This is a genomic window from Acidovorax lacteus, from assembly GCF_039540375.1.
Classification (GTDB): domain Bacteria; phylum Pseudomonadota; class Gammaproteobacteria; order Burkholderiales; family Burkholderiaceae_C; genus Acidovorax_G; species Acidovorax_G lacteus.
The window spans coordinates 193,189-219,184 of sequence record NZ_BAABEX010000007.1; the positions used below are offsets into that span (position 1 = coordinate 193,189).

Below are 25,996 nucleotides of genomic sequence, written 5' to 3' on the forward strand. Positions count from 1 at the left end.
GGCACAGGGTCAGGCACGAACCCCAGCCCCTGCGCCCGCGGCGCGAAGCCTGCCGCCCGTGGCGGCCGCACCGCGCCCGGCCGCTCCTGCAGTGGCCCGCTCCGCGCCCACCGCAAGCCCTGCGCAGCGGCTCACCCGGGCCCCGGCACCAGCAAGCTCAGCCCCTGCGCCAGCCGCATCTTCGGCGCAACGCCCTGCCGCATCTCCTTCGGCCGATGGCGATTGGGAGAGTTTCTGACCTGGCATGACCAGCGACTGCGCTGCGGTGAACAACCCTGTGGCGGGCATGGCTCCACAGGGCGTCTTTAGAATCGCGCCCCATGCGTCGCGGTCTCGCTTTCCTGCTCACGGTGTTTCTGTGCTTCCAGTCCCTCTGGCTGGCTGCGGCACCGTACTGTGGGCATGAGGCCGATCTGACAGCACTGCATGTGGGCCACCACACCCACGAGCATGTCGCGCAGGATTTGGGCGACGATGCGTCTGATCGCAGCCCCGCCGCCAGCCACGCGGACTGTCACGTCTGTCATGGTGCTCACGGCATGACCCAGCAGAGCGCTGGGTTGCCGGCGCCTGATCTGACCGGGCTGCAACATCCAACCGGGCCGCACGCGTGGCCGGCTGCACCTATCGTACCTCCTGAGCGGCCCAACTGGGCACGCCTTGCCTGACGGCAGGGCGGTTTCAGGCACCCCTTTCCTTCTCGAGAGAGCACGACAGCACCGCACCGTGCTGGGCGTGGCCCTGCCGATTCCCTCATTGGTCTTGACCGGAGAATCGGATGTCAGAAATACAGTGCAGCACCCGGGTGCTGCTGTGGGCCGCCCTTGCCTTGGGGTTGCCTGCGGGAGGGCTGGCCCAGGAGCCTGCCTCTCCAACCGCCTCGGTCGGTGGAAGCCTGTCGGCGGCGTTTCATGCGGCCTGGAGCCAACAGCCCGAGCAGCGGGCCGCCGCGGAACGGGATCGCGCAAACCGTGCCGCCGAACGTGCGGCAGAGCGCTGGACAGCAGAACCTCCCGCCCTGGAGGCTCAGCATACGCGAGGCCGATCGGCCGCCCAGGCGCAGGAATGGGAGCTGGGCGTGGTCGTGCCCTTGTGGTTGCCACGCGAACGCGAGCGCACAGCGCGCAAGGCCCAAGCGGCCGCACGATGGACGCTTACCCAACGCAAGCGTGCGGAATGGGAACTGGCAGGGCGTGTGCGCGAAGCCTGGTGGGCTGTGCAGCGCAGCCAAGCCGATTTGGCGTTGCAGCGGGATCGCTTGGACGCTGCCGCTCGGCTCGCGGCCGATATGGAGCGACGTGCGCGCGCAGGTGATCTGGCCCAGTCTGATGTGCACCAGGCCTGGATGGCCAAGGCGCAAGCGCAAGCGGCGGTCAAGCAGGCCGAGGCTGAGCTGAGCGCTGTCCATACGTCCTGGGCTGAACTGGTGCCCGCGCTATCGCCGCCTGCGGGCACCGAAGACGGCGTGTTGGTAACAGAGCCAGTACCGCAGCCCATGGACACCGAGCCCGATGCAGGCTACCGGCATCCGATGCGTGCTGAGGCCTTGGAGCGCGCGGAGGCTGCACGCAAGGCCCTGGAGCTGGCTCAGGTGCAATCCCGGGCCAACCCGGAACTGAGCCTGGGCGCCGTGCGCGAGCGCGAGGGGCCGGGGGAGCCAGGCCGAACGTCCTGGCGCGCGGCGTTGCGCTGGCCGCTGGGGCAGGGCGCAGCTCATGAGGCCCGTGTCGCCACCGCATCGGCCGAATGGATCGAGGCGCAGGCCGCTGCCGAACTGGTGCTTCGACGCACTGCAGCAGACGCTGCCCAGGCAAAAGCCCGACTCGATGCGGCACGTGCCCAACTGGCGACAGCAGAACAGCGGGCGCACTGGGCGCAAGAGCTTCGAGGCTTTGTGGACAAGGCATACCGGTTTGGCGAGGCCGATGCACCCAGCCGACTACGGGTTGAACAGGAGGCGGTTGAAGCCCGGCGCGCGCTGATGCGCGCCCGCCTGGATGTGGGCGCGGCGATCTCGCAGTGGCGTCAGTCACTGGGCCTTCTGATGGATTGAACAGGAATGATCTTCATGAAACGTTTTCTTTGCGGGCTGACCTTTGCGTTCAGCCTGGTCTCTGCACAGGCGGGACCTGGACATGACCACGACCACGAACATGAACCGGCGGCCTTGGCTGCCACGCCCGCGCTGCCGCGGTTCACTGCCTCGTCGCCAGTCCTGGAACTGGTGGGGGTGGTGGAGGGCACGCGCCTGACCCTGTATCTCGACCGGTACGCCGACAACGCGCCGGTGACCGATGCCCAGTGGGCGCTGGAGGTCGGAGGTCAAGCACTGAACGTCATGCCGTCCCCGCAGGGGTACTTCACGGCCGAGCTGAGCGCCCCGTTGCAGCCAGGCTTGACCCCCGTGCTGGCCACGGTCACAACCGGCTCGCTGACCGATCTGCTGGCGGCCGACATCGACATCCATGAGCAGGCGCATGGCCTGGACGGTCATTCGGCATGGCCACGCGTGGTGGCCTATGGACTGGCCTCCCTGGGCGGTGCCGTGGCTGCATTGCTCGGGGTATGGGCACATGGCGTCTTGCGACGCGGTCGCGCGCCTGTGCAGTCGACCGGAGGTGCCGCATGATCGGATCTTGTTCGCAGAACCCGGCGCGCCTGACGATGCTGCGCCGCAGTGCCGGCGGACTGCTGGCCTCGTGTCTGGCGCTGGCGGCGCTGTGGCCGAGCAGCGTGCTCGCGGGGCCTGGCCATGACCATGACGCGCCCGCCGCGCCTGTGTCGGCACAGTCACCGCAGCGCCTGCCTGATGGCAGCGTGTACTTGCCCAAGCCAGCGCAGCGTTTGCTGGGGGTGCGCACTGCGGTCGCGGCGGCCGCTGATCACCCGCGTACCACCGAGCTTGCGGGGCGGGTGGTGATGGACCCGAATGCGGGCGGCCGCGTGCAACCTATCCAGGCGGGCCGCATCGAGGCGCCAGACTCCGCGGGTCTGCCGGTGGTGGGGCAGACCGTGCGCAAAGGCCAGGTGCTGGCCGCGGTGGTCTCGTCCTCTGCGCCGCTGGAGCGTGCGAGCCAGCAGGCCCAGGTGGCCGAACTCGAGTCGGCCCAAGCGTTGACCCGCCAGCGTCTGGCCCGCTTGCAGGCCCTCAGCGACACAGTGCCCCGAAAGGACATCGAGGCGGCGCAGTCCGAGCTTGAAGGGATCTCTGCGCGCATCCGGGCCTTGTCGGGCGGTTTGGGCGCACGAGAGTGGCTGCGGGCGCCTCTGGACGGAGTGGTGGCCACCGCCCCTGTGGTGCTGGGGCAGGTGGTTGATGCCCGGGAGTTGGTGTTTGAGATCGTGGACCCACGGCGGCTGGCCGTGGAGGCGCTGGCCTTCGATGCGACCTTGCCAGGTGCGTTAGAGAGTGCCGTGCTGGCCACCCGCGACGGGCCGGTGCCCCTGTCCTTTCGCGGGGCGGCCCGCAGTCTGCGTGACCAGGCGCTGCCCTTGATGTTCAGCGCGCGCGGCGACGCGCTGGCCCGCATGGCGGTGGGTGAGGCCGTGCAGGTGTTCGTCCGGTCGCGCACGCCACTGCGAGGCGTGGCCGTGCCGACGGCAGCAGTGGTACGCAGTGCGGCCAACCAGGCCCAGGTCTGGGTCAAAACCGCACCTGAGCGCTTTGAGCCGCGCCCCGTTCGCGCAGAACCTCTGGACGGCGCGCATGTCGTGGTCGTGCAAGGGCTGCAGGACGGAGAACGTGTGGTCACCCAGGGCACGGCGCTCGTGCACCAAGTGCGTTGAATGGAGGCCGCATGTTCAAGTGGCTTCTGACAAACAGCCTTGCGAATCGCCTGCTTGTGTTGCTGGCGGGCATGGTGCTGATGGTGTACGGGGCATGGACGCTGACGCGTACTCCGGTGGATGTCTTCCCCGATCTGAACAAGCCCACGGTCACGGTCATGACAGAGTCGGGTGGCATGGCCGCCGAGGAGGTGGAGCAGCTCATCACCTTCCCGCTGGAGACGGCCATGAACGGATTGCCGGGCGTGGAGACTGTGCGGTCTGTGTCCTCGGCCGGTCTGTCGTTTGTGTATGTGACCTTCGGATGGGAGACCGACATCTACCGCGCGCGCCAGATGGTGAGTGAGCGGCTGGCGGCTATGGAGGAAGAGCTTCCGGGGGGATTGATACCCCGCATGGGGCCGGTGAGTTCTGTGATGGGCGAGATCCTCCAGGTTGCGATCCCGGTGGAGTCGGGAGGCTTGTCGTCCATGGAGGTGCGAGAGTATGCAGACTGGGTACTGCGGCCTCGCCTGATGGCCGTGCCGGGTGTTGCGCAGGTGATCCCGATCGGCGGTGAGGTTCGGCAGTTTCAGGTGCAGCCCGATGCACAACGCATGGCGTTGCTGGGATTGGACATGGCCCAGCTGGAATCTGCGCTGCGCGGGTTTGCAGCCAATACATCCGGCGGATTTCTGGAGCTGGCGGGTCGCGAGTACCTGATCCGGCATTTGGGCCGCACGTCACGGCTGGAGGATCTGCGCCAACTGGTAGTCGCCACGCGCGAAGGGCGCCCCGTGTTGCTGCATCAGGTTGCCGAGGTGGCGTTTGCCGCAGCACCCCGCAGAGGCGATGCAGGATTCGAAGGTCGCCCTGCGGTGATCTTGGGGGTCCAGAAGCAGCCGCTGGCCGACACGCTGGCCGTCACGCGTGCGGTGGAGACGGCGCTGCAGGATCTCCGGCAATCGCTGCCGGTGGGTATGGAGCAGCCGCGCGTGACTTTCCGGCAGGCGAGCTTCATTGAAGCCTCCATTCACAACCTGCAAAGCAAGCTGGTGGCGGCCTCGCTGTTCGTGGCTGCAGTGCTGTTCTTTTTCCTCGGGACCATCCGGCCGACCGTGATCGCACTCGTCGCGATACCCGTATCGGTGCTGGTCACGGCGCTGGTGTTCCGTTACTTTGGCCTGTCGATCAACACCATGACGCTGGGAGGCCTGGCCATCGCGATCGGTGGTCTGGTGGACGACGCCGTGGTGGACGTCGAGAACATCTTGCGTCGGCTCAAGGAAGCGCGAGCAAAGGGTGTGGACTTCTCCGTTCTGGAAGTGGTGACCAAGGCTTCCATGGAGGTGCGATCCGCCATCCTCTACGCGACGATCATCATCGTCCTGGTGTTTTTGCCCTTGTTTGCACTGCCGGGCATGGAAGGGCGTCTGTTCGTGCCCCTGGGCATTGCCTTCATCGTCTCGACCCTGGCAAGCCTGCTGGTGTCGGTGACCGTCACGCCTGTGCTCTCGTACTACCTGTTGCCACGCATGCGCTCGCTGGACCACGGTGACACTTGGGTGCTGCGTGCGCTGAAACAGGCTTACCAGCGCAGTTTGCTGGCAGCGTTGGCCAGGCCTCGCGCCACCATGGCTGCGGCTGTGGTGGCGGTGTTGTCGGCTGCCGCGGCGGTGCCCTGGTTTCCGACGACCTTCCTGCCACCGTTCAACGAAGGCACCCTGCTGATCGGGCTGCGCCTGCAGCCGGGTGTGACGCTGTCGGAGTCTTCGGCGCTTGCGCGGCAGGCTGAGTTGCTGGTGCGGCAAGTGCCGGAGGTCACCCATGTCGGCCGCCGAAGCGGCCGAGCCGAGATGGATGAGCATGCCGAAGGCGTTCATGTGAGCGAACTCGACGTCGGTCTGCGGCCCAGTGCAGAGCTAGAGCGGCCCATGGACGAGGTGCTGGCTGATATCCGAAGCCGGCTGGCACCGCTGCCAGCCTCCATATCCATCGGTCAACCCATCTCGCACCGTATTGACCACATGCTTTCGGGTGTGCGCTCGCAGATCGCCATCAAGCTGTTTGGCAATGACCTGGATGTGTTGCGTGCCGAGGCCGAACGCTTGCGCACGCAATTGGCGGGCATTCCCGGTGTGGCGGACCTGGAAGTCGAAAAACAGGTGCTGGCGCCGCAGGTGAAGGTGGTGATCGACTACGCGGCTGCGGCCCGATACGGCGTGGCCGTGCCGGAGTTGCTGCGCACGCTGGAGGCATGGGTAGAGGGCGAACGCATCACCCAGATCGTGGATGGTGGACGCCGGTTCGCGCTGGTGCTCAAACTGCCAGAAGCAGAACGCGGACCCCTTCGGCTCATGCAATTGCCGATCGAGACGCCCACTGGGCGCATCCCGCTGTCGCGCATCGCCACCATCGAGGAGGGTGATGGGCCCAATCAGATCAGTCGGGAGGACGGGCAGCGCCGGATTGTGTTGTCGGCCAATGCACAGGGCAGGGCATTGTCCGAGGTCGTTGCCGACATGCGGACGGCGATTGCACGAATGCCACTGCCCGAGGGCTACTTTGTGACGTTAGGCGGGCAGTTTCAAGCACAGGAAGAAGCGTCTCGCCGCATGGCCGTGTTGGCGCTGGGGTCGCTCGCCTTGATGTTTGCGGTGCTCTACCAGCGTTATCCGTCCGTGCGTCTGTCCTTGCTGATCATGGCCAACATTCCCTTGGCACTGGTGGGCGCTGTATTGGGCCTCTGGTGGTCGGGGCAGCCGCTTTCCATCGCCGCCTTGGTGGGCTTTGTCACACTGGCCGGGATTTCGGTGCGCAACGGCATTCTCAAGGTCAGCCACTACCTGAACCTGATGCGTTTCGAAGGAGAGGCGTTTGAGCTTTCGATGGTGGTGCGCGGTTCTCTGGAGCGTCTCACACCCGTGCTGATGACGGCCTTGGTCACGGCACTCGCGTTGGCACCGCTGCTCTTCGAGGCGGAACAGCCCGGTACGGAAATCTTGCATCCGGTGGCCGTGGTGATCTTTTTCGGACTGATCAGTTCGACGCTCTTGGACACGTACCTGACACCGGTCCTCTTTTGGCGCTATGGACGAGCCGATGCCCTGCGACTTGCACAGGCGCGGCATGCAGAAGCGTTCTGATTCTGGTACCCCCTTTTTTAACCCGTCCCGGCGCCCTAGCCGGGACTCACTATGGACTGGACCATCATGATGACCCGATCAACACAAATCTTGCTTGTTGCGCTGGCCCTGGCTGTGCCTGCTGCGGCACTGGCAGCGCCACCCCACGCGCACGCTCACGATCACCGGCCGCTGCATGGCGGTGTGGTGGTCGAGGTGCGCGATGTGGACTACGAACTCGTCGCTTCGAAAGACGAGCTGCGGATGTTTCTTCGCGACCATGGCAAACCCATGGACGTGGGACAAGTCAGCGCGCGACTGACACTCTTGACGGGGACAGAGCGGCAGGACGTGAGCCTTTTGCCGGCGGGAACCCATCTAGAGGCCCGCGGCAGTTTCCGCATCGGCAAGGGCACGAAGGTCGTGGCCGCGGTGAGCCGCCACGGCAAGACGCTGGGGACCGTACGTTTTGACCTGCCTTGAGATCCCAGGTTGACGCTCAGGGACGGTAGGGGTCTGGGAACACCAAGTGAAGGCCGGGCAGACGCGGCCGCTTGAAAGGCATCCACGGTCTGTCGGGACCGTGGCGCTGGTGCAGCCGGTCGGCGACAGCCCACCAGGCGCTGGGATTCAGTCCGATACCGAAGTGGCTGGCCACGACCTCGATGTTTTCGGTATGCGGGTTATGGTCTGCCGGAGCCTGAAGGCTTCCTCGCCAGGCCACCACCCCATCAGTGCGGGAGAAAATGCTGGTAGTGGGTACCGGAGGAGCTTCCGGAAGGTTGTAGTGCTCGGACTCCCGGTGCACGCTGCGGCCGCTGGCCAGTTCATAGATGCGCCATGCGTTGGTAGATGTGTGCGGCCCTGCAAATGGGGTGCCCAGGGTGATGACGCAGCGCACGCGATCTGGGAGTTCCTTGGCCAGTTCTCGTGCGTAAATGCCCCCGAGGCTCCATCCCACCAGGCTCACCGACGCACCACTCTCATCACTCGCACGGTGCACCATCTCTTTCACACGCTCCAACACGCCCTCGCGTGGCCCCAGGTTCAGGCCCTGTCCCCAGCCTTGGGTCGTGTAGTTGCGAGACTCCAGGTAACGGCGCAGGGGCAAGGTGGTTGCGTCACCAGCCGTAAGTCCCGGAAACACGATGACGGTATGTCCATCACCGAGAGGGGCGCGTTGAAGGACCGGCCAGGCCGGGAGGACTGCCCCAAACTCCCAGGGCGCACGCAACTCCAGCGCCAGCAGCGACAGACTGGGTGGCGGGAGGTCCGAGTCCGGACTGTCAGGAATGGTAGCTTTTGTGTGGAACTGGGACATGGTGCGCAATATCGGCAGCCGCTCTCGAAACGACTTCGTGCGAAGTTAGCACCATTTCCTGTGTTTTCCAGGGGGTGATCGTGGAGGCAACTCTCCAATGAGGTGTCGGGCCTGGTAGTCGTACCGCCTGAGCGTTCGCGTTGGCGTCAACGGGCAGTTGCTGCGGCGAGCCCGTCGAACGCCCCGCTGGGCTTCCGGGGCGGGTGATATCACAAGGCCCGGCGCCGCTGGTGTGGCCGCGGCGGCATGCTGGTCTCAATCGGCGCTGGTCAGGCGGCGGCTGAACGGATTGCGTGTTTCCAAGTGCTTCCAGTAAGCCTCGATGCCAAGGTCTTCTCGCTCCAGAAAGCGGTGAACCGCATCCGCAAATGCCGGATGTGCCAGCCAGTGCATGCTATGAGTGCGTGTCGGCAGAAGTGCCCTGGCCATCTTGTGTTCCCCCTGGGCTCCACCTTCGAAACGGTCAAAACCATGCTCCAGACACCAAGCCAGGGGCTGGTAGTAGCAAGCTTCGAAGTGTAGGCAGTCCACTCGCTCCAGTGCGCCCCAGTAGCGACCGTATGCCACGGCCACGGACCGACCCTGCGTGTCGGATGACTGGTTCAGGGCGACGAGGCTGGCCGCGATGGGGCGCCCCTCTCGTTCTGCCAGGAACATGAGCCAGTGGTCGGTCATGTTCCGTGCCATTTCAGCGAAGAATTCCCGCGTGAGATACGGCGGATTGCCGTGTTCGAGATAGGTTTGCTCGTAGCAGCGGTAGAAGAACTCCCAATCCTGGGGGCCGATGTCTGCTCCTAGGCGCCAGCGAAATCGAACCCCTGCGTCGGCGACTTTTCGTCGTTCCTGCCGGATCTTTTTGCGTTTTTCCTGGGTCAGTGACTGCAGCAGCGCATCGAGGTCGCGTGGGCGCGCGAGGCAGTGCGCGGTCGCTGCCTGCCAGTGAAATTGGACAGTCTGCCGTTGCATCCAGCCCAGCGCCTGTGCCGCCTTCAGATCCGAGGGATCCACAAACAGCAGGTGGGCGGAAGACAGTCCCTGATCCGAGCACCACTGTTGCAGTTCGCGCAAGAGTCGTTCGCGGAGTGCGGGAGACTTAGCCATCAACCGAGTGCCAGGTACCGGGGTAAAGGGTACTGCGACCAAGGCCTTGGGGTAGTACTCGAGACCATGCTGCGCATAGGCATTGGCCCACGCCCAGTCAAACACATATTCACCGTACGAATGGGTCTTGAGATAGACAGGGCAGGCCGCAACGAGTTCGCCATGGGTGCTTCGCAGCGCCAGATGTGCAGGCTGCCAGCCCGTCTGTACAGACGCACTTCCGCTGGCCTCCAGTGCGCGCAAGTACTCGTGACGCATGAACGGAGTGGGGTTGGGTTGTTCTGCCCACAGGCGGTTCCAGTCTTCGCGGGCGATCTCGTCCACCGATCCGTGTACGCGGGCGATAATGGCCACTTGGTTCATGTGCACAGTCTCCCTAGCCCCGACAGAGAGCGTGCTTTGGCAGACACCACGAGTGGTGGTGCAGCGTGGACGCGGCCTGTGGCTTCCTCATGACTTTTTCGATCTGCATCGCTCAACTCAACTTTACGGTAGGTGACCTGCAGGGCAACGCCCGCAAGATCATTGAGGCCGCTTATGCGTCCCATGCCCGGGGAGATCGGCTTCTGGTGGCGCCCGAACTCGCCTTGTGCGGGTATGCGCCCGAAGATCTTCTGCTGCGGCCCGCGTTCCAGGCTGCGTGTGATGATGCCCTGAAAGAAGTCGCCCGTGAGACGGCGGGGTTGGCAGGTTTGACGCTGGTGGTGGGCCATCCATTGCGGCAGTCGCCGTCGGCGCCAGCGTTCTCTCCATGTTGGAATGCGGCAACCGTCTTGCAGGCTGGTCAGACGGTTGCAACGTATGCGAAACGTGAACTGCCGAATTACCAGGTGTTTGATGAGCGCCGCTATTTCGTTGCGGGCGATCGCCCATGTGTCGTGGATGTGGACGGTGTCCGCGTGGGCTTGCTGATTTGTGAGGACGCCTGGTTCTCGCGCCCTGCGGCCGACTTGGTCGCAGCGGGTGCCCAGATGATTCTTGTGCTCAACGCGTCACCCTATCACGCAGGCAAGTCGGCGGAGCGCGAACAGGTCATGCGTCAGCGCGTGCTGGAGACAGGGCTCCCGCTGGTCTATGCCCATTTGGTGGGCGGGCAGGACGAAATGGTTTTCGATGGCAGATCTTTCGCCCTAGATGCTGGTGGGCGTCTTGCTGCAAGAGCCCCAGGTTTCCGAGAGGTACTGGTGGCGTTACGGACCACAACGGACGCAGAGACTGGTCGGGTGCAGGTGTCGGGTGTGGTTGAGCCTGAGGCAGAGCCTCTGGCTGAGTTGTGGGATGCGCTGGTGCTGGGCGTACGAGACTATGTCCGGAAAAATGGCTTTCGCGGCATCGTGCTGGGGCTATCGGGCGGTATCGACTCGGCTCTGGTGCTTGCCATCGCCGTGGATGCGCTCGGTGCCGAGCATGTTCGAGCTGTGATGATGCCTTCGCCCTACACGGCAGATATCAGTTGGCAGGATGCAGCGGAGATGAGCCGACGCATGGGGGTGCGCTACGACGAGATCCCAATCAGGGCGGCCTTCGATGCTTTTCGGCACACCTTGGCGGGCGAATTTGCAGGCCTTGCCGAAGACACGACCGAAGAGAATCTCCAGGCCCGCATCCGGGGAACACTGCTCATGGCGCTGTCCAATAAGTTTGGCAGCCTCGTATTGACGACCGGAAACAAGAGCGAAATGGCCACGGGCTACTGCACCCTGTACGGGGACATGGCCGGAGGCTTTGCGGTGATCAAAGATGTTTTGAAAACCCGAGTGTTCGAACTTGCGCGGTGGCGCAACGCTCACGACCCCTACGCCACGGGTTCTGACCCGATTCCTGAACGAATCATTTCGCGCCCGCCCAGCGCAGAGTTGCGCCCAGACCAGAAAGATCAGGACAGTCTTCCTCCCTACGAGGTTCTGGACGCCATCATTGAGCGCTATGTCGAACAGGACGAGCCCATATCGTCCATCGTGGCGGCTGGCTACAGCCAGGAGGATGTGGACCGGGTCACAAGGCTGTTGCGGATCAACGAGTACAAGCGCCGGCAGGCACCTCCTGGCGTGCGAGTGTCTCGCCGAAGCTTTGGCAAGGACTGGCGCTATCCGATCACCAACCGGTTCCGGGCCTGATGGCCTGTACAGATTTCACTGTCTTCAGGAGTAATGCCATGAAAATGATCACCGCCATCATCAAGCCGTTCAAACTGGAGGAGGTCCGGGAGGCTTTGGCCGACTGCGGCGTGACTGGCTTGACGGTGACCGAAGTGAAGGGCTTTGGTCGCCAGAAGGGGCACACCGAACTCTACCGCGGCGCCGAGTATGTGGTGGACTTCCTTCCCAAGGTGAAGGTCGAGGTGGTGGTCAAGACCGAAGACGTGGACCGCTGTGTGGATGCGATTGTGGCCGTCGCACGCACTGGCAAGATCGGAGATGGCAAGATTTTCGTCACGCCGGTAGAGCGCGTAGTTCGCATCCGGACAGGTGATCTGGATCAAGCGGCTATCTGAACCCCAGGGCTTTGGGCATGCCCTCTCCTGCATGGGCTTCTGCCCAGCCGATGCCTTAGATCACCGTGCGTATCGAGCGACCATCGGCGGCCCAGCCGGCGTCCTGAATCAAAGCTGCTAGCAAGGTGGCTGGCTCGTCATGGATCCGCAGCAATCCCATCTGCCAGTCACCCATGAAGCCCTGGTCCACGCTGTGACCTAGGAAATTGATCAGTTGGGTGTAGTAATCAGCGGTGTTGAGCAAGCCGAGCGGCTTTTGGTGATAGCCCAACTGCCGCCAGGTCCACACTTCGAAAAGCTCCTCGAAGGTGCCAATCCCGCCCGCTAATGCAATAAACGCTTGACTGCGTTCCGCCATCAGCGCTTTGCGTTCGTGCATGGTCTGTACCACGTGCAGTTCGTCGCATGCGTGGTTGGCCAGTTCCTTGTCGACCAGCGATTGCGGGATAACGCCTACGACGCGCCCCCCCGATGCTCGCGTGGCCTCGGCCACCACGCCCATCAGACCGCTCCGACCGCCGCCGTACACCAATTGCCCGCCATGAACGCCAATCCAGTGGCCGATCTCGCGTGCAGCATCGGTATAACGGACGTCACTGCCGAGACGGGAGCCACAGTACACAGCCACCGAAAAACTGGGTTCACCCATGGGTCAGCCTTTGGTAGATGGCAGCACCCCAAACAGCACCGCACAGCAAGAGGGATAGCAGCACTGCCGCACTCCCCAGATCTTTGGCGCGACCCGAGAGCTCATGCCACTCCGGGCCAATACGGTCGATGGCCGCTTCAATCGCGCTATTGAGCAGCTCTGTGATCAGCACCAGGGCGAGCACAGCGCACAGTACGGAGACTTCCACCCAGGTTTGCCCGATCACAAAGGCGAGGGGAACCATCACGGTGGCCAGGAGGACTTCTTGCCGGAAGGCCTTTTCTGTCCAGCCAGCACGCAAGCCTTGCAGCGAGTGGCCGGTCGCATGCCACAGGCGCGAGAGTCCCGTCCGTCGTTTGTGCGGATTGTCGAACGCAGTCCCTGTTGGAGTGGGCTGATCTTGGCGGTCGCTCGAGGGGGGGGGCATTGGCGAAGACGTGCGTGTAGGGCTCAGGCTGTCTTCGCCGGTTGTGGCGCACTGTGTACCAGCCGGGTGCCAGCGAGGGCATCGTGCAGAAACTGGCGCTGCGGATGAAACCGTGCCAGCAGGCTCCAGATGAGCACCCATCCGATGACAATCACGGATGTTTCTGCGCCAGAAAGCCCAAACGGTGCAACCGCCGCCAGTGGCGGCAAAAACCACAGCCAGCTCAAAACATAGCGCCACAGCGCACGGCTCTGACCAATCGGTTGGCCTTTTTTGTCCACCACCCGGATATGCCAAGTCTTCATGGCCAGTGTTTGCCCCTTGGACCAGAACCACGTGAAGTAGATGCCAAACACGACAAACAGAAACCCCATCCGCAAGGCCCGGTGATCGAGCGCATGCCGAGACTGACTGAGGGTGTCGAATAGGTAGCCAAAAATGAACATAACGCCAAACATGAGCATCCCTTCATAGAGCCAGCAGGCCATGCGACGGGAGAGACTGGGCGTGTTCAAAGGCGGGATGCCTGGAGATGGGGTAGCAGCGGGCGGAACGGCAGAGCGCATGCCCCGATGTTACTGGGGGTACAGCCCTGACTGGTCGGCCGAAGGCGGTGCTGGCGCAGGGTTATCCACACTGGAGGCCGGTGCAAGCGGCGGGAGTGCAACACCGGTTGCCGTGGGCACCACCACGGGTGAGGGCTCCGCCTGAAGCGGAACCACCGGCACGGGAGTCAAGGCTTCTGCCGGAATTGGCGGCGCTGTGTGGACTGGGGCTGCGACCCGCGGCTGGTCAAGCACCACAGGAATTTTGGGCGGGTTGGGGCGGTTGACTGGCGCCACGGTGGCTGCCGGGATTTGGGCCAGTTTCTGCGGGGCGACTGGCCGAATCGCCGTGGCGGCGCCTTGCGGGCTGATGGTGGCCTCGTCGGCCAGCATCCGGCGTTCCGCTTCTGTCAGGGCTTGGTAGGCCTCCCACTGCGCGCGCTTGTCGTCGGGCGTGAGTCGCTGGGCGCGCGCATAGTTCAGCCGCGCCTGACTGCGTTGCTGCGCACTCAGGTTGGCCCAGTCTGCCATCCGGCTGTGTAAGGTGGCTTGCTCTTGGGGGCTCAAACTGTGAAAAGTTTGTGCAATGGCCAGCCAGCGACGTTTTTGGACGGCGCTGATGTGATTCCAGCGCTCAGCCAGTGGATCCAATGCGGCACGCTGCCGCGCGCTGAGGCTTTCCCATGTGGGCCCAGTGGCGAGATCCTCGGCGGGCCGGTTCGCTGCTGCAGAGGGCGAGATGGGGCCCCGCGGAGCAGCAGGAGAGGGCGCTCGCGCCTTGACTGGAGCCGCTTCCATGGTGCTGGCAGGCAGCATGGACAATTGCCTGGCTGCGTACAAACCGCCTCCTCCGAGCGCACCCAGAACGGCCAGCGCAGCCAGCAGCGTTTTGGCGGTAGGTTGGCAGCTCGGGCTACGAGAATCCATGCAATAGGGCGGTGACCGTGCTGGCCTTCAGCGCTCGGGCAAAGAAGTTTTCAGAAACTGAACGAAACCTGGGTCGGCATAGGCCGACGGCGGAAGGTCGTCTGTCAACAGCGCGGCATCCACTTCAGCCACTTCGTCAATCGTACTCTGCTCCTGGACCGCCTGAACGAACACCAGTCCGCCAATCAAGGCCATCAGCGGTACGGCCGAGGCAAAACGATGCCACCAGCGTAGGCCGTCTGGCTCCGAGCCTCCGCCGAGCGCTGCCGAGCGACCGGAAGAGAGCACTGTGGTGACAACAACGGGACGTGCAACCGCTATGCTGACCGGCTTTTTGCGCCGTGCCAGTGCCTGCATGCGGGATGCCCGGAGCCGTTCGCTGACCTCGTAGGGCAGGTCGTCCAAACCATGCGCGAGGCGGGCTGCGACGCGGCGGCCATAGGCATCGGGCCCTGCGGTGGGGGTCTGCTCGGCGGATGGAGAGTGGTTCATGGCTGGATCCCTTTGGCCTTCAGTGCTTTGCTGAGGGTCTGCAATGCGCGAAAGCAGTGCGTTTTGACACTGCCCTCAGAGCAGCCCATTGCGGCTGCCGTCTCAGCGGTGTCCATTTCCTCCCAGTAACGCATGAGGAAGGCTTCCCGTTGACGAGGAGGCAGTTCCTGGATCAGAAGTTCAATTTCCCGCAGCACTTGGGCGCGTCGCGTCGTGTCTTCGGCGCTTTCTGCCATCGAGCCTGCGTCATCGCCCTGGAGTGCTTCCAACACGTCGAAATCACCGCCGTCTTCTCCGGGGCCTTCGAAGTCGCTGAGGTTGGTGAACAGCGCGTTGCGCGTTTTCTGGCGGCGGAACCAGTCGAGGGTGCAGTTCGACAGGATACGCTGGAACAGCATGGGCAACTCGTCTGCTGGCTTGTCACCGTAGTGTTCCGCCAGCTTGAGCATGCTGTCCTGAACGATGTCAAGCGCTGCTTCCTCGTTGCGGACATGATAAAGCGAGCGCTTGTACGCTCGTTTTTCAACGCTTTTGAGGAAATCGGAAAGTTCTTGTTCGGTGGCCAAGCAGGTCAGCCCGGGCGAGAGGGTCTGGGGGAGCGCGCCGGCCCGGGCGTTGCGCGGGAGGCGACGCATTATGGCATCGCCAGCGTTTTTTTTGCCGGGCGGTCGGTTGTGCCGTGTTGCAGTGCGATAATGGTGCACGCAAATCAAAAAGGCAAACGGGTCACGGTCCGGCGCAGCAATCAGGGCGCCCATGTCCTTGGCCTCAAGTTCCGAGCTGGCTTCACAAGAGCACGTGCAAGGAGCACCCAAGGTTTTTCGTCAGAGAAATTCACAAAGGTTGATCATGGAAATCTCCAAGGCAGAACTCCATTCCGCAGCGGCTGCAGCGCAGCAGGGCGGCGCACCCGAACTCATGGGTGCTGAAGTGCTCGTGAAAGCACTGCAGGCTGAAAACGTCCAGTACATCTGGGGCTACCCTGGCGGCGCGGTGCTGTACATCTACGACGCGCTGTACAAGCAAGACACCATCCAGCATGTGCTGGTGCGCCACGAGCAGGCGGCAGTCCATGCGGCAGACGGCTACGCACGGGCGACCGGCGAAGTCGGCGTGGCGCTGGTAACGTCGGGTCCAGGCCTGACCAATGCGGTGACAGGTATCGCGACGGCCTACATGGACTCGATTCCCATGGTCATCATCTCGGGCCAGGTGCCGACACCGGCGATTGGTCTCGACGCGTTCCAGGAATGCGACACCGTGGGCATTACCCGCCCGATCGTCAAGCACAACTTCCTTGTGAAGGACCCGCGCGATCTGGCTGTGACGCTCAAGAAGGCCTTCCACATCGCCCGTACGGGCCGCCCCGGACCGGTGGTGGTGGACATTCCCAAGGACGTTTCCTTCAAGAAGGTGCCCTACACCGGATACCCCAAGACGGTGGAGATGCGTTCGTACAACCCGGTGCGCAAGGGGCACGGAGGTCAGATTCGCAAGGCGCTGCAGTTGCTGCTGACGGCCAAGCGTCCGTACATCTACACCGGCGGCGGTGTGCTGCTGGGCAATGCCACCCAGGAGCTGCGCACCCTGGTGGACATGCTGGGCTACCCGGTCACGAACACGCTGATGGGCTTGGGGGCTTATCCCGCCACCGATCGCAAGTTCCTGGGCATGTTGGGCATGCACGGCACCATCGAAGCCAACAATGCCATGCAGAACTGCGATGTGCTGCTGGCCGTGGGCGCGCGCTTTGATGACCGCGTGATCGGCAATCCCAAGCACTTTGCCCAGAACGACCGCAAGATCATCCACATCGACATCGACCCGTCGAGCATCTCCAAGCGCGTGAAGGTCGACATTCCGATCGTGGGCGATGTGAAGGACGTGCTCACCGAGCTGATCTCGATGATCCGCGAAACGCCCACGCGGCCCGACGCTGGCGCGCTGGCAGCCTGGTGGGACACGATTGAAGGCTGGCGCAAGCGCGACTGCCTCAAGTACGACCGCAACAACCAGGAAGTCATCAAGCCGCAGTACGTCGTTGAGACGCTGTGGAACATGACCAAGGACGCCGATGCGTACATCACGTCCGACGTGGGCCAGCACCAGATGTGGGCTGCGCAGTTCTACAAGTTCAACGAACCGCGCCGCTGGATCAACTCGGGGGGGCTGGGCACCATGGGCGTGGGCATTCCGTACGCCATGGGCATCAAGCTGGCCAAGCCGCAGGCAGAGGTGTTCTGCATCACCGGTGAAGGCTCGGTGCAGATGAACATTCAGGAATTGTCCACCTGCCTGCAGTACAACACGCCGATCAAGATCTGCTCGCTTAACAACCGCTACCTGGGCATGGTGCGCCAGTGGCAGGAGATCGAGTACTCGGGCCGCTACAGCCACAGCTACATGGATGCGCTGCCCAACTTCGTGAAGCTTGCTGAGGCCTATGGCCATGTGGGCATGCTGATCGAGCACCCGCGTGATGTGGAGCCGGCGCTGCGCGAAGCGCGCAAGCTCAAGGACCGCACCGTGTTCCTCGACTTCCGTACCGATCCGACCGAGAACGTCTTCCCGATGGTCCAGGCCGGAAAGGGCATCACCGAAATGCTGCTGGGGTCGGAAGACCTTTGAGCATAATCCGTCGCTCGTGCTTATTAATCAAGCACGAGTAGCTATCAATTTGATAGCAAAGTGACGAATCTATTGCCTGCCGAGCCCGACGCTTACCGGCGACGGGGGAGGGCAGCGAAAAACGGCAGTGAACAGCGGCCCCTGCGTGGACCGTGCTGCCGTCGCAAAAAGAGGAATCCTCATCATGAAACACATCATTGCCGTGCTGCTCGAAAATGAACCGGGCGCACTCTCTCGCGTCGTGGGCCTGTTCTCGGCCCGGGGCTACAACATCGAATCGCTGACCGTGGCCCCCACGGAAGACGCCTCGCTGTCCCGCATGACGATTCAGACCACCGGCTCCGACGACGTGATCGAGCAGATCACCAAGCACCTGAACCGCCTCATCGAGGTCGTGAAGGTGGTCGACCTGACAGAAGGCGCCTACACCGAGCGCGAGCTCATGATGGTGAAGGTGCGCGCCGTCGGCAAGGAGCGGGAAGAGATGAAGCGCATGGCCGACATCTTCCGTGGCCGCATCATCGACGTGACCGAGAAGAGCTACACCATCGAGCTGACTGGCGACCAATCCAAGAACGACGCGTTTCTGCAAGCCATTGACCGCACAGCCATTCTGGAGACGGTGCGCACCGGTGCCAGCGGCATCGGACGCGGCGAGCGCATTCTGCGCGTCTGACGCCACCCTACAGCAGGGCTCGGCCACCCGTCCGTTCGGGCCGAGCCTGTCGAGGCCTTGCCGTTGCGGCAGGGTGTGATTGAGCCCTTCGACAGGCTCAGGACGAACGGCAACAACCACACTGGAGATCCAAATGAAAGTTTTCTACGACAAAGACTGTGACCTGAGCCTGATCAAGGGCAAGACCGTGGCCATCATCGGTTACGGCTCGCAAGGTCACGCCCACGCCCAAAACCTGAACGACAGCGGCGTGAAGGTGGTGGTCGGCCTGCGCAAGGGCGGCGCTTCGTGGGACAAAGTCGGCAAGGCCGGCCTCACCGTGATGGAAGTCAACGACGCCGTGAAGGCCGCCGACGTGGTCATGATCCTGCTGCCCGACGAGCAGATTGCCGAGGTGTACAAGAACAACGTCGAGCCGCACATCAAGCAGGGTGCTTCGCTGGCATTTGCACACGGCTTCAACGTGCACTACAACCAGGTCGTGCCCCGCGCCGATCTGGACGTGTGGATGGTGGCTCCCAAGGCCCCGGGTCACACCGTGCGCAACACCTACACCCAGGGCGGCGGCGTGCCCCATCTGGTGGCTGTGCACCAGGACAAGTCGGGCAAGGCCCGCGATCTGGCGCTGTCCTACGCCATGGCCAACGGTGGCGGCAAGGCCGGCATCATCGAAACCAACTTCAAGGAAGAAACCGAGACCGACCTGTTCGGCGAGCAGGCCGTGCTGTGCGGTGGCGCTGTCGAGCTGATCAAGATGGGCTACGAAACCCTGGTCGAGGCCGGTTACGCGCCCGAGATGGCTTATTTCGAGTGCCTGCACGAGCTCAAGCTCATCGTGGACCTGATCTACGAAGGCGGTATCGCCAACATGAACTACTCGATCTCGAACAACGCCGAGTTCGGCGAGTACGTGACGGGCCCTGAGGTGATCAACGAGCAGTCGCGCGCCGCCATGCGCAATGCGCTCAAGCGCATCCAGAACGGTGACTATGCCAAGATGTTCATCCAGGAAGGCCGCCTGAACTACCCGTCGATGACGGCCCGCCGCCGCAACACGGCCGACCACAGCATCGAGAAGGTGGGCGCCCAGCTGCGCGCCATGATGCCCTGGATTGCCAAGAACAAGTTGGTGGACCAGAGCCGCAACTGATCGCGCTGCAGGGTGTGCGGCCGGCTCAGCCGGCCACACACTGCACCACGGCAAAGGGCCATCCCATGGGGTGGCCTTTTTGCTTGGGCGGCTGCGCGACGCGTTGCGCCGGGCGGCCCGCCTCCGGCCGCTTGGCGCCTCCCGGCACCAGCTACACTGCGGCCCTTATCAGCCTGACCGCGCGTGTCGGAGGGCTGGATGGATTCGTTTTTCAGACAGGCCTGCACCCCGTAGGGTGCCGTGGCCGGAGGCCCAAGGGATGCACGACACCAATCAACCCGACGACGACAGCGCCCTGGTGGTGCACAAGCGGCGCAAGGGGATCTACATCCTGCCCAACCTGTTCACCCTGGCTGCTCTGTTTGGCGGCTTCTATGCCATCGTCATGGCCATGAATGGTCGTTTCGACCTGGCCGCCGTGGGCGTGTTCTGCGCCATGGTGCTCGACAGCCTGGACGGCCGTGTCGCGCGCATGACCAATACGCAGAGCGCTTTCGGCGAGCAAATGGATTCCCTGTCGGATATGGTCTCGTTCGGGGCTGCACCGGCCTTGATCGCCTACGAATGGGCACTCCAGGACTTGGGCCGTTGGGGCTGGATTGCCGCCTTTGTGTACTGCGCCTGTGCGGCCCTGCGGCTGGCGCGTTTCAATGTGAATACCGGCGTGGTGGACAAGCGGTACTTCCAGGGCTTGCCGTCTCCGGCTGCGGCGGCGCTTGTGGCCGGCTTCATCTGGCTCATGACCGAGCTGGGCGTGGGACGGGGCCAGGACGGGCTCATGACCTGGGCGCAGACCACCTGGCTCATGTGCGCCTTTACGCTGTATGCCGGTCTGACCATGGTCACCAATGTGCCGTTCTACAGCTTCAAAGACGTGCAGATGAAAAAGAGTGTGCCCTTCGTGGTGATCGTGCTCATCGCACTGGCCATTGCGGTCATCAACATCCACCCGCCCATCGTGCTATTCGGCGTGTTTGTGGCCTATGGGCTGAGCGGTTATGCGGTCTACATCTGGCGCCGCACCCGGGGGGTGCAGGTGAGTGTGATCAGCACCTCCACGGACGAACCCGATGAGCGCGGGCTGCACAAGTGAATGTGCTGTGTACCCCGACGTTGTGTGCTACATTGCGAGACATGAACGCGCTGCTGCTGTCCCTACTGCTAACGTCCCACGGGCGGAGGGTGTAGGCGCACGCACACACGTTTTCCACAAAGGCCCGTATGCACCCGCAACGGGCCTTTTGTTTTGGGGCGCCAGAATTTCGATGTTGCGGGCGACCCACCAATCTCAGGAGAACCACGATGGCTGACAAGCTGATCATTTTCGACACCACCTTGCGCGATGGCGAACAGTCGCCCGGCGCGTCCATGACCAAGGACGAAAAGCTGCGCATTGCCCGCCAACTGGAGCGCCTTCGTGTCGACGTGATTGAAGCGGGCTTCGCGGCCAGTTCCAACGGCGACTTCGAGGCCGTACAGGCAATTGCGAATGCGATCAAGGATTCGACGGTGTGTTCCCTCTCGCGCGCCAACGACCGCGACATCGCCCGCGCCGCGGAGGCGCTGAAGGGTGCCAACCGTGCGCGGATCCACACCTTCATTGCCACCAGCCCCCTGCACATGGAAAAGAAGCTCCGGATGACGCCGGAGCAGGTGCTGGAGCAGGCCAAGCAATCGGTGCGCTTTGCGCGTAATCTCGTGGAGGACATCGAGTTCAGTCCTGAGGACGGCTACCGCAGCGATGTCGACTTCCTGTGCCGCGTGCTGGAGGCTGTGATTGCCGAAGGCGCGACGACCATCAACGTGCCCGACACCGTGGGGTACGCCGTGCCCGAGCTGTACGGCAACTTCATCAAGACGCTGCGCGAGCGCATTCCGAACAGCGACAAGGCCATCTGGTCTGTCCACTGCCACAACGACCTTGGCATGGCTGTCGCCAACTCGCTGGCAGGCGTGAAGATTGGCGGTGCACGCCAAGTCGAATGCACGATCAACGGCCTGGGGGAGCGAGCGGGGAACTGTTCGCTTGAAGAGGTTGTGATGGCTGTGAAGACGCGCCGGGATTATTTCGGCCTGGATCTGAACATCGACACCCAGCACATCGTGGCGGCCAGCCGTATGGTGTCGCAAACCACCGGTTTCGTGGTGCAGCCGAACAAGGCAGTGGTGGGTGCGAATGCGTTTGCCCATGCGTCTGGCATCCACCAGGATGGTGTGCTCAAAGCACGGGACACCTATGAAATCATGCGCGCCGAGGATGTGGGCTGGAGCGCCAACAAAATCGTGCTGGGCAAGCTCAGCGGCCGCAACGCGTTCAAGCAGCGCCTTCAGGAACTGGGTGTGTCCCTGGACAGTGAGACCGAGATCAACACGGCCTTCACCAAGTTCAAAGAGCTCGCTGATCGCAAGAGCGAGATCTTCGACGAGGACATCCTGGCTTTGGTCAGTGATGAAAGCGTGACCAGCGAAAAAGAGCAGTACGGTTTCGTGTCGCTGTACCAGCAGAGCGAAACCGGCGAGCAGCCCCGTGCGCGCATTGTGTTCACCGTCGATGGTCTGGAGGTGCGCAGCGAATCGGCCGGAAATGGCCCGGTAGATGCATCTCTGAAAGCCATTGAGTCCCATGTGAAAAGCGGGGCCGAAATGGTGCTGTATTCCGTGAATGCGATCAGCGGCTCTACCGAGAGCCAGGGCGAGGTGACCGTACGCTTGCAGAACAGCGGACGTGTGGTCAACGGTGTGGGGGCCGATCCGGATATCGTCGTAGCTTCGGCCAAGGCCTACCTGAGTGCGCTCAACAAGTTGCACAGCAAAGCGGACCGCGTGGCTGCGCAAGGCTGATTGCCGCTCCTATAATTCAAGCGGTTTCCTGAAAAGTCGTGCAAGGTGTTGATCTTGCGCGACTTTTTTTGGTTCTGTACACTGGGCTACCGTTCTCACCGTTTGGAGCAATTCGATGCAACTCTTTCGCCGTCCTGTCGTGAGTCGCATGTTTCAGTGGGTGGGGCTCTGTGTGGTGGGCCTGTCTCTCGCGCTCCCGGCAGCACAGGCAAATGAACGCAAGCGGGAGCCTGCCAAGAAAACGGCGTCGGCATCGAATACCAAAGCGCGCAAGCCCGCGGCCGCACCCGTGCGGACTGCCGCGCGTTCGGTCAAGGCTCCGGCCCGTGTGGCGTACACACCGGCTCGTCCCTCGTTCGGCCAGATGGCGGGGCTGCACCTGGTGTCGGATCCGCTTGATCTGAAGTCCAGCGTGGCACTGGTGATTGACCAGGACACACAAGAGGTGCTCCTGAGCAAGAATGACCACGCGGTGCTGCCCATCGCCTCGTTGACCAAACTGATGACGGGGTTGCTTATCTCGCAATCCGGCCTCCCGATGGACGAAATGATCACCATCACAGAGGCTGATGTGGACACCGAAAAAGGCAGCAGTTCTCGCCTGAGCGTGGGAACGACGCTGACCCGGGGCGAAATGCTGCATTTGGCCTTGATGTCAAGCGAGAACCGGGCTGCCAATGCGCTGGGCCGTACCTACCCCGGCGGGCTCGAGAGCTTCGTGGTCCAGATGAACGCCAAGGCCAAACTGCTCGGCATGACCGATACGCGCTACGTAGAGCCGACCGGGCTGTCCAGCCGCAATCAGTCCAGCGCAAGGGATCTCGCAACCTTGGTCAACGTGGCCCATGGCGATCCACTGCTTCGCGAGCTGTCCACCTCGCCGAGCTACGAGGTGGCCCTCGGCCGTCGAACCCTGCACTACAACAACACCAACGGGTTGGTCCGCAATCCAGCCTGGGAGATTGGTCTGCAGAAGACTGGCTACATCTCTGAGGCGGGACGGTGCCTTGTGATGCAGGCGCACATTGCAGGCCGCAAACTGATCATGGTGTTCCTGGACTCTGCCGGCAAGTTCAGCCGTCTCGGCGATGCCGAACGCGTGCGCACCTGGGTGGAGACGTCTTCCGGGTTGCGGTCTTCCGCCGCTCCGTCGCGGCCGGTCAAAGGCTGAGTCCGTTGACCCAGGCCGGATGCGAAGAGGTGCGATCTTCGCAGGGGCAGAAAAGCAAAAGGCCCGCGTCGCGGGCCTTTTGCTGTCGTGAGATCAGTACTGAAAAGACTGCAGCGCCCAGCACCGGTCGGCTACCCGGCCCATGTGACCCTTGAGGCGTCGTGTGGGCTGTGAACGCAGTCCGTCGGACGGGTTTGTTCAGCGCACGTTGCGGCCGATGCCCGGCTCGGCGGCGAACGGCGAGGGCGTCTGGTGCGCCACATATCCGAGAGCCTCGGAGATCGCGTTGGCGGTGGCCTGCAGCTTGGGCAGCCAGCTTTCGTCCAGCCGGTCTGCGGGTGCGGAGATGGACAAACCTGCCACCAGCTTGCCCTGGTCGTCATAAACGCCTGCGGCCATGCACCGCACGCCCAATTCCAGTTCCTCGTTGTCGCGCGCAATGCCGTACTGACGCGCTTTCGCGAGTTCCCGTTCCAGAGCCGGCAATTGCGTAATGCTGTTGCGCGTATGTCCGGCCAGGCCGGTGCGGGCTGCGTAGGCACGGACGCGCTGGGGGTCGTCAACGGCAAGAAACAGCTTGCCGGTCGAGGTCAGGTGCAGCGGCGCCCGGCCACCAATCGCACGCACCACCTGCATGCCAGACCTTTCGCTGTAGGCGCGCTCCACGTACACGATCTCGTCGCCCTGGCGCATGCTCAGGTTCACCGGTTGCTGGATCTGCTTGTGCAGGCTGCGCATCGGCGCGAGCGCTGCATCACGCACACTCAGGCGTGCTTTGACCAGATTGCCCAGCTCCAGCAAGCGCATACCCAAGCGATAGCTACCCGGCTCAGGCCGGTCGACGAAGCGGCCAATCGTCAGATCGTTGAGAATCCGGTGGGTCGTGGACGGATGAAGTCCGGTTTTTTCGCTGATTTCCTTGAGCGAAACGGGCTCTTCCCGGGCTGCCAGCACATCCATCAGCGTGAACATGCGTTCAAGCACCTGCACACTGGGTTTGGAGGGAACGCCGGGATCGGTCTTCTTCATGGGCTGGATTCGCGCTGCGGTCCGCCATCTTAGCTGGTGAAATCAAGCGCTGCAGCGCACGGGTCGCTCAACGGGCGTCGGTGCGCGTCCAGATGCCTTGTTGGCGACGCTCATGCGGCACAAATGCCGCCTTGTAGCGCATCTTGGCACTGCCTTCGATCCAGTACCCGAGGTACACATAGGGCAGCCCGAGCGAGCGGGCTTGCTCGATCTGCCACAACACGTTGTAGGTGCCGTAGCTGGCCTTGTCATCTGGCTCGTAGAACGTGTAAACCGCCGACAGGCCATCGGCCAACACATCCAGGATGGACACCATTTTCAGCACGCCAGGGCCACCATCTGCCGCCGGCTCGCGGAATTCCACCAGGCGTGAGTTGACGCGGCTTTGCAGCAAAAATTGTGTGTACTGGTCGATGCTGTCGTTGTCCATGCCGCCGCCAGCATGGCGTCCGTTCTGGTAACGCAGGTACAGCGCGTAGTGCTCTGGAAGGAAACACAGCCGCGACACGCGCGCCTGCAGGTGACCGTGCCTCACGCCGGCGCGCCGCTGGCTCCTGTTGGGCTCAAACTCTGACGCCAACACCCGCAACGGGACGCAGGCCTGACAACCGTCGCAGTACGGGCGGTAGGTGAACATGCCACTGCGTCGGAACCCCTGGGCCACCAACCCGGAATAGACCTCGGTCTGGATGAGATGGCTGGGGGTGGCCACCTGGGACCGTGCCAGCCGGTCGGGCAGGTAGCTGCATGGGTAGGGCGCTGTGGCGTAAAACTGCAGCGACTGGAGAGGAAAATCGTTGAGTTGCGTCATGCCGCGCTGGCTTGGGTGGGCAACACTGCGTTCCAGTATACGGGCTCGAACTGCCACGCCAGTGCGGGCTGTGCAGCGGCTGCACGCACACCCGCCAAAAACGCCGACCGTGGCATTTCGCGGGCTCCCAAGGACGCCAGATGTGCTGTGTTCTGCTGACAGTCGATCCAGGGTGCCCCTTGACGGCGACACAGCGCCACCAGCGCGGCCAGGGCAATCTTCGATGCATCCGTCTGCCGCGCAAACATCGATTCCCCAAACACCATGCGCCCCAGATTGACGGCATACAGTCCGCCGACCAGGTGGCCGTCCACCCAGGTTTCGACGCTGTGGGCATGGCCGGCTGCGTGGAGTGCTTCATAGGCCTGGATCATGGCGGGCACGATCCAGGTGCCACTCTGGCCTTCTCGCGGAGCGCTCGCGCACGCTCTGATCACCTGCGAGAAAGCAGTGTCCACACGCACTTCACAGCAGGCTTGTGCCCGAAAGCGTTCCAGCGTCTTGCGCAGCGACCGGTGCAATCGGAATTCGTCGACCTGCAGCACCATGCGGGGGTCTGGTGCCCACCAGAGGATGGGTTGGCCATCACTGAACCAAGGGAAAGCGCCTTGCGCGTAGGCTCTCTGCAGGCTGACGGTGTCGAGGCTTCCGCCCGCAGCGAGCAACCCAGGGGCTGGCGAGTCGGCGCCCCAGGCCTGCTCTGAAGGAGGGAGCGGCTCGCCTGGAGCAAGCCAGATAACCGAGGGTGTCATGCGGGGCCAAGCAGCAACATGGGCCTTGATTGTCGCGGAGCGCCGAACGATTGCAGGCCCCAAAAGAAAAACCCCGCAGCTTGCGCTGCGGG

Annotated in this window: 24 protein-coding genes; 13 read left to right on the forward strand and 11 right to left on the reverse strand. The window is 63.2% G+C overall.

Translation table 11 applies throughout. The features are described from left to right. Window positions 1-778 precede the first annotated feature (778 nt). From ABD866_RS04330 to ABD866_RS04350, 5 genes are read left to right on the forward strand one after another with little or no spacing between them, the layout of a single operon-like run. A complete protein-coding gene (locus tag ABD866_RS04330) occupies window positions 779-2,053 on the forward strand; it encodes a TolC family protein (protein ID WP_345061504.1) in 1,275 nt (424 codons plus the stop codon). Between the two features lie 15 nt (window positions 2,054-2,068). Beyond that, window positions 2,069-2,629, forward strand: coding sequence for a hypothetical protein (locus ABD866_RS04335; RefSeq protein ID WP_345061506.1), 561 nt, complete (start codon window positions 2,069-2,071; stop codon window positions 2,627-2,629). Continuing rightward, window positions 2,626-3,786: an efflux RND transporter periplasmic adaptor subunit gene (locus ABD866_RS04340; RefSeq protein ID WP_345061508.1), complete on the forward strand. Its 1,161-nt coding sequence runs from the start codon at window positions 2,626-2,628 to the stop codon at window positions 3,784-3,786. The genes ABD866_RS04335 and ABD866_RS04340 overlap by 4 nt, the downstream gene beginning before the upstream one ends. 11 nt (window positions 3,787-3,797) lie before the next feature. After that, window positions 3,798-6,911, forward strand: a complete 3,114-nt coding sequence (locus ABD866_RS04345; protein WP_345061510.1) for an efflux RND transporter permease subunit — start codon at window positions 3,798-3,800, stop codon at window positions 6,909-6,911. A gap of 51 nt (window positions 6,912-6,962) precedes the next feature. Next, complete coding sequence (locus ABD866_RS04350) at window positions 6,963-7,373, forward strand: LURP-one-related/scramblase family protein (RefSeq protein ID WP_345061512.1); 411 nt, start codon at window positions 6,963-6,965, stop codon at window positions 7,371-7,373. 16 nt (window positions 7,374-7,389) lie between these two features. Here ABD866_RS04350 and ABD866_RS04355 read toward each other — a convergent pair whose 3' ends face one another. Beyond that, window positions 7,390-8,211 carry an alpha/beta fold hydrolase gene (locus ABD866_RS04355; protein WP_345061514.1) on the reverse strand — a complete coding sequence of 274 codons (822 nt, stop codon included), beginning with the start codon at window positions 8,209-8,211 and terminating at the stop codon, window positions 7,390-7,392. A 255-nt stretch (window positions 8,212-8,466) separates the two neighbouring features. Further along, a complete protein-coding gene (locus tag ABD866_RS04360) occupies window positions 8,467-9,675 on the reverse strand; it encodes a GNAT family N-acetyltransferase (protein WP_345061516.1) in 1,209 nt (402 codons plus the stop codon). Window positions 9,676-9,764: 89 nt separating this feature from the next. Here ABD866_RS04360 and ABD866_RS04365 point away from each other — a divergent pair, with 89 nt between their 5' ends. Both ABD866_RS04365 and ABD866_RS04370 read left to right on the forward strand, forming a co-directional pair. Next, window positions 9,765-11,429 (forward strand): NAD+ synthase, encoded by a 1,665-nt coding sequence (locus ABD866_RS04365; RefSeq protein ID WP_345061518.1) that lies wholly within the window; start codon window positions 9,765-9,767, stop codon window positions 11,427-11,429. Window positions 11,430-11,467: 38 nt separating this feature from the next. Then, on the forward strand, window positions 11,468-11,806 hold the full coding sequence (locus ABD866_RS04370; RefSeq protein WP_345061520.1) for a P-II family nitrogen regulator: 339 nt from the start codon (window positions 11,468-11,470) through the stop codon (window positions 11,804-11,806). Between the two features lie 55 nt (window positions 11,807-11,861). On the opposite strand, the gene ABD866_RS04375 is transcribed toward ABD866_RS04370, so the two are convergent. The 6 genes from ABD866_RS04375 to ABD866_RS04400 are packed head-to-tail and all read right to left on the reverse strand — an operon-like array spanning window position 11,862 to window position 15,412. Beyond that, on the reverse strand, window positions 11,862-12,455 hold the full coding sequence (locus ABD866_RS04375; protein ID WP_345061522.1) for an LOG family protein: 594 nt from the start codon (window positions 12,453-12,455) through the stop codon (window positions 11,862-11,864). Then, entirely contained in the window at window positions 12,448-12,882 is a 435-nt protein-coding gene (locus ABD866_RS04380; protein ID WP_345061524.1) for a diacylglycerol kinase, read from the reverse strand. The genes ABD866_RS04375 and ABD866_RS04380 overlap by 8 nt, the downstream gene beginning before the upstream one ends. A gap of 23 nt (window positions 12,883-12,905) precedes the next feature. Next, window positions 12,906-13,448 carry an RDD family protein gene (locus ABD866_RS04385; RefSeq protein ID WP_345061525.1) on the reverse strand — a complete coding sequence of 181 codons (543 nt, stop codon included), beginning with the start codon at window positions 13,446-13,448 and terminating at the stop codon, window positions 12,906-12,908. A gap of 9 nt (window positions 13,449-13,457) precedes the next feature. Further along, entirely contained in the window at window positions 13,458-14,354 is an 897-nt protein-coding gene (locus ABD866_RS04390) for a DUF3106 domain-containing protein (protein WP_345061527.1), read from the reverse strand. A 27-nt stretch (window positions 14,355-14,381) separates the two neighbouring features. Further along, window positions 14,382-14,846 (reverse strand): DUF3619 family protein, encoded by a 465-nt coding sequence (locus ABD866_RS04395; RefSeq protein WP_345061529.1) that lies wholly within the window; start codon window positions 14,844-14,846, stop codon window positions 14,382-14,384. Continuing rightward, window positions 14,843-15,412 (reverse strand): RNA polymerase sigma factor, encoded by a 570-nt coding sequence (locus tag ABD866_RS04400; RefSeq protein ID WP_345062482.1) that lies wholly within the window; start codon window positions 15,410-15,412, stop codon window positions 14,843-14,845. Before ABD866_RS04400 ends, ABD866_RS04395 begins: the two co-directional genes overlap by 4 nt. A gap of 283 nt (window positions 15,413-15,695) precedes the next feature. Here ABD866_RS04400 and ABD866_RS04405 point away from each other — a divergent pair, with 283 nt between their 5' ends. The 6 genes from ABD866_RS04405 (at window position 15,696) to ABD866_RS04430 (ending at window position 23,312) form a co-directional block, all read left to right on the forward strand. Continuing rightward, window positions 15,696-17,474 carry an acetolactate synthase 3 catalytic subunit gene (locus ABD866_RS04405; RefSeq protein ID WP_345061531.1) on the forward strand — a complete coding sequence of 593 codons (1,779 nt, stop codon included), beginning with the start codon at window positions 15,696-15,698 and terminating at the stop codon, window positions 17,472-17,474. Window positions 17,475-17,658: 184 nt separating this feature from the next. Further along, window positions 17,659-18,150 carry an acetolactate synthase small subunit gene (gene ilvN / locus ABD866_RS04410; RefSeq protein ID WP_015013659.1) on the forward strand — a complete coding sequence of 164 codons (492 nt, stop codon included), beginning with the start codon at window positions 17,659-17,661 and terminating at the stop codon, window positions 18,148-18,150. Window positions 18,151-18,283: 133 nt separating this feature from the next. Next, a complete protein-coding gene (gene ilvC, locus ABD866_RS04415) occupies window positions 18,284-19,300 on the forward strand; it encodes a ketol-acid reductoisomerase (protein ID WP_345061534.1) in 1,017 nt (338 codons plus the stop codon). A 259-nt stretch (window positions 19,301-19,559) separates the two neighbouring features. After that, entirely contained in the window at window positions 19,560-20,393 is an 834-nt protein-coding gene (gene pssA / locus ABD866_RS04420) for a CDP-diacylglycerol--serine O-phosphatidyltransferase (RefSeq protein ID WP_345061536.1), read from the forward strand. Window positions 20,394-20,602: 209 nt separating this feature from the next. Further along, window positions 20,603-22,141 carry a 2-isopropylmalate synthase gene (locus tag ABD866_RS04425; RefSeq protein ID WP_345061538.1) on the forward strand — a complete coding sequence of 513 codons (1,539 nt, stop codon included), beginning with the start codon at window positions 20,603-20,605 and terminating at the stop codon, window positions 22,139-22,141. Window positions 22,142-22,256: 115 nt separating this feature from the next. Next, on the forward strand, window positions 22,257-23,312 hold the full coding sequence (locus ABD866_RS04430) for a serine hydrolase (protein ID WP_345061540.1): 1,056 nt from the start codon (window positions 22,257-22,259) through the stop codon (window positions 23,310-23,312). Between the two features lie 198 nt (window positions 23,313-23,510). Here the strand turns inward: ABD866_RS04430 and ABD866_RS04435 are convergent, their stop codons facing one another. The 3 genes from ABD866_RS04435 to aat form a co-directional block, all read right to left on the reverse strand. Beyond that, complete coding sequence (locus ABD866_RS04435) at window positions 23,511-24,341, reverse strand: IclR family transcriptional regulator (RefSeq protein ID WP_345061542.1); 831 nt, start codon at window positions 24,339-24,341, stop codon at window positions 23,511-23,513. A 67-nt stretch (window positions 24,342-24,408) separates the two neighbouring features. Continuing rightward, the gene (locus tag ABD866_RS04440; RefSeq protein ID WP_345061544.1) at window positions 24,409-25,152 is read right to left on the reverse strand and encodes an arginyltransferase; all 744 of its coding nucleotides are present in this window, start codon (window positions 25,150-25,152) and stop codon (window positions 24,409-24,411) included. Further along, entirely contained in the window at window positions 25,149-25,904 is a 756-nt protein-coding gene (gene aat / locus ABD866_RS04445; RefSeq protein ID WP_345061546.1) for a leucyl/phenylalanyl-tRNA--protein transferase, read from the reverse strand. Before aat ends, ABD866_RS04440 begins: the two co-directional genes overlap by 4 nt. Window positions 25,905-25,996 lie beyond the last annotated feature (92 nt).

Bases quoted from the DNA above. Each gene is read 5' to 3' on its own strand.
- ABD866_RS04385 (WP_345061525.1), bottom strand. From the start codon at position 13,448: ATGCGCTCTGCCGTTCCGCCCGCTGCTACCCCATCTCCAGGCATCCCG.
- ABD866_RS04350 (WP_345061512.1), top strand. From the start codon at position 6,963: ATGGACTGGACCATCATGATGACCCGATCAACACAAATCTTGCTTGTT.
- pssA (WP_345061536.1), top strand. From the start codon at position 19,560: ATGCACGACACCAATCAACCCGACGACGACAGCGCCCTGGTGGTGCAC.
- ABD866_RS04345 (WP_345061510.1), top strand. From the start codon at position 3,798: ATGTTCAAGTGGCTTCTGACAAACAGCCTTGCGAATCGCCTGCTTGTG.
- ilvC (WP_345061534.1), top strand. From the start codon at position 18,284: ATGAAAGTTTTCTACGACAAAGACTGTGACCTGAGCCTGATCAAGGGC.
- ABD866_RS04335 (WP_345061506.1), top strand. From the start codon at position 2,069: ATGAAACGTTTTCTTTGCGGGCTGACCTTTGCGTTCAGCCTGGTCTCT.
- ABD866_RS04435 (WP_345061542.1), bottom strand. From the start codon at position 24,341: ATGAAGAAGACCGATCCCGGCGTTCCCTCCAAACCCAGTGTGCAGGTG.
- ABD866_RS04330 (WP_345061504.1), top strand. From the start codon at position 779: ATGTCAGAAATACAGTGCAGCACCCGGGTGCTGCTGTGGGCCGCCCTT.
- ABD866_RS04405 (WP_345061531.1), top strand. From the start codon at position 15,696: ATGGAAATCTCCAAGGCAGAACTCCATTCCGCAGCGGCTGCAGCGCAG.
- ABD866_RS04440 (WP_345061544.1), bottom strand. From the start codon at position 25,152: ATGACGCAACTCAACGATTTTCCTCTCCAGTCGCTGCAGTTTTACGCC.
- ilvN (WP_015013659.1), top strand. From the start codon at position 17,659: ATGAAACACATCATTGCCGTGCTGCTCGAAAATGAACCGGGCGCACTC.
- aat (WP_345061546.1), bottom strand. From the start codon at position 25,904: ATGACACCCTCGGTTATCTGGCTTGCTCCAGGCGAGCCGCTCCCTCCT.
- ABD866_RS04360 (WP_345061516.1), bottom strand. From the start codon at position 9,675: ATGAACCAAGTGGCCATTATCGCCCGCGTACACGGATCGGTGGACGAG.
- ABD866_RS04370 (WP_345061520.1), top strand. From the start codon at position 11,468: ATGAAAATGATCACCGCCATCATCAAGCCGTTCAAACTGGAGGAGGTC.
- ABD866_RS04340 (WP_345061508.1), top strand. From the start codon at position 2,626: ATGATCGGATCTTGTTCGCAGAACCCGGCGCGCCTGACGATGCTGCGC.
- ABD866_RS04425 (WP_345061538.1), top strand. From the start codon at position 20,603: ATGGCTGACAAGCTGATCATTTTCGACACCACCTTGCGCGATGGCGAA.
- ABD866_RS04355 (WP_345061514.1), bottom strand. From the start codon at position 8,211: ATGTCCCAGTTCCACACAAAAGCTACCATTCCTGACAGTCCGGACTCG.
- ABD866_RS04395 (WP_345061529.1), bottom strand. From the start codon at position 14,846: ATGAACCACTCTCCATCCGCCGAGCAGACCCCCACCGCAGGGCCCGAT.
- ABD866_RS04365 (WP_345061518.1), top strand. From the start codon at position 9,765: ATGACTTTTTCGATCTGCATCGCTCAACTCAACTTTACGGTAGGTGAC.
- ABD866_RS04375 (WP_345061522.1), bottom strand. From the start codon at position 12,455: ATGGGTGAACCCAGTTTTTCGGTGGCTGTGTACTGTGGCTCCCGTCTC.
- ABD866_RS04380 (WP_345061524.1), bottom strand. From the start codon at position 12,882: ATGCCCCCCCCCTCGAGCGACCGCCAAGATCAGCCCACTCCAACAGGG.
- ABD866_RS04430 (WP_345061540.1), top strand. From the start codon at position 22,257: ATGCAACTCTTTCGCCGTCCTGTCGTGAGTCGCATGTTTCAGTGGGTG.
- ABD866_RS04390 (WP_345061527.1), bottom strand. From the start codon at position 14,354: ATGGATTCTCGTAGCCCGAGCTGCCAACCTACCGCCAAAACGCTGCTG.